This window comes from Pseudoruegeria sp. SK021 (genome assembly GCF_002119405.1).
GTDB lineage: Bacteria > Pseudomonadota > Alphaproteobacteria > Rhodobacterales > Rhodobacteraceae > Meridianimarinicoccus.
Window position 1 is genome coordinate 1 of record NZ_MTBG01000091.1, and the last position, 1,925, is coordinate 1,925.

1 protein-coding gene and 2 pseudogenes are annotated in these 1,925 nt (G+C 50.5%); 2 read left to right on the top strand and 1 reads right to left on the bottom strand.

What is annotated here, in order from left to right; all coding sequences use genetic code 11:
- Nucleotides 1–152 (bottom strand): annotated as a pseudogene (locus tag BV911_RS19395) (IS5/IS1182 family transposase); the annotation flags it as partial.
- 103 nt (nucleotides 153–255) lie between these two features.
- On the opposite strand from BV911_RS19395, the pseudogene BV911_RS18670 reads away from it, so the two are divergent.
- Nucleotides 256–450, top strand: a pseudogene (locus tag BV911_RS18670) (IS5/IS1182 family transposase); the annotation flags it as partial.
- Between the two features lie 182 nt (nucleotides 451–632).
- Nucleotides 633–1,766 (top strand): glycosyltransferase family 4 protein, encoded by a 1,134-nt coding sequence (locus BV911_RS18675; RefSeq protein WP_086055035.1) that lies wholly within the window; start codon nucleotides 633–635, stop codon nucleotides 1,764–1,766.
- The last annotated feature ends 159 nt before the right edge of the window (nucleotides 1,767–1,925 follow it).

Sequence of the window (1,925 nt, forward strand, 5' to 3'; positions counted from 1 at the left end):
TAGGTCTGTTGACGTCCACGTTTCCCGGAGGGTGCCGCCTCCCACACCATATCCGGATCGAACCAGACGGTCAGCGATCCACGCTGTTTCAGCGCGAGGTTGTAGTCATGCCAGTTCGTCGTCTTGTCGGTCGCCTTTGCGGGTATGCTCATGCGCATCAGCTACCGTATTGGATTCACGTGGTGAATCCCAAGCAGGATTTGCGCAACAGAGCCGGATTACCCCGTCAGGCCTCCATCAATGAGGAATTATTACCCTTTTATCCCCGGGCGGAGATCGCGTTCAAAGCCGGTCAAACACGACAAACTTTGCTATACAAGATGCAACAGAATCGAGATCATGTTCGCGTGGTTGAAGGATTGGCGCCGCCTGGCCGCACGGTATGATCGAAGTCCAAAGGTTTTTCTGTCCGCAATCGTCCTCGCAGAAACTGGTCTGTTTTGGCTCTAAAATTATGAATTCCGAGCATAGAATCAGGCCACGTTAATATGGGGCATGATATTTGATGGTTTCACTTGATTCTAGGACTGCGTTGCCGATTGGAAGCGGTAGGAATGTCGACAACGATTTTAGATACGCATTTCTGAAGTTCCTGTTTATCGTTATGCCCGCTTCGGGAAGGATTGTTTGCCATGCGCCTTATGCAGATTTGTACAAACTTTTTACCGGGCGGGATTCAGCGACATGTTCTAGATTTGACCAGATATCTCCGCTCAAATGGCCACAAGATTGTCCTTGTCGGAGATGATGGAGAATGGGCACCTCGCCTGCCAAATTCGGAATATATCTCGCTGCCATTGAACGCCGTAAGCGGTTCCGGTGGGCCGTTAATAGCGCGATCTCTGGCATTGTGTCGATGCGCTATCGCGCTCCGAAAAGAAATTCGTCATTTCGGGACCGATCTTATCCATGTCCATGAAACAACACCCGCCCTAGTTGCTTGGCTTGCGACCCGCGGGCTGAATATTCCAATTGTAATGACGTATCATGGCGCAGCGCCCGAACGCGAAAAGTATGCGGCACGAATCGCAAGATATTGTGCAACTCTAACCCTGTCGCCCAGTCAAACTGCTCTCAACGCTTTAATAGGACATGGTCTATCACCATCACGCGGGCAGGTAGTGGGCCTTGGGATCGCAGGCCTTCCAGAGGTTTCGTCCTCCACCCGAGAAACGATTCGCAACTCTTTTTTGAAACCTGAGGGAGGAATCCTCGTCCTCAGCTTGTCTCGCCTGCATCATCAGAAGGGCATCGACCTCATGATTAAGGTTGCATCTAAGGTCTGTGAACAGAGGGCAGACGTTGTGTTTGTGGTCGCGGGAACTGGCCCTGAATCTGCCAGATCCGAGGAATTGGTAAGTACCCTAAAACTATTCGGCCATTTCATATTTCTTGGGTCAATTAATAATGTGGCGGACTATCTTTATGCGGCCGATATTTACCTACTGACATCGCGTTGGGAGAACCTTCCAATTTCCATCGTCGAAGCATTTCGCGCCGGTTTGCCTGTGATTGCCACAGAGTGTGGTGGGGTCAAGGAACTGGTGGACAACCAAGTCGGTGATTTGTGTGCCGTCGAGGACATTCAAAGCCTTGCGACCGCAGTTTTACGTCACGCAAACGATGAACCGATGAGAAAACAAAAAGGAGAAAAAGCCTTGAGCCGAAGTAAGGAAGCTCGATTTTCTCCCGACGCCGTGCATAGTTCACTGGAAGTCATCTATACCGAAACTCTGTTAAGCCGAAAAGAGCGGCGCAAATGCTAGTTCTCATGTGTTTGGTCTTGATTTGCACTGGGGGTAATCCTGCCGTTTTTAGCGGGACGGGGTCGTAGAATTTACGCAGCCATTTTCAGTTTCATTGCGGGGGTGATGCCGCCGATGCCCATATTCGGGCGGTCGTTGTTATAAGTCCATAGCCACTGT

Coding starts and splice junctions, on each gene's coding strand:
- BV911_RS18675 (WP_086055035.1), top strand. CDS start 633: ATGCGCCTTATGCAGATTTGTACAAACTTTTTACCGGGCGGGATTCAG.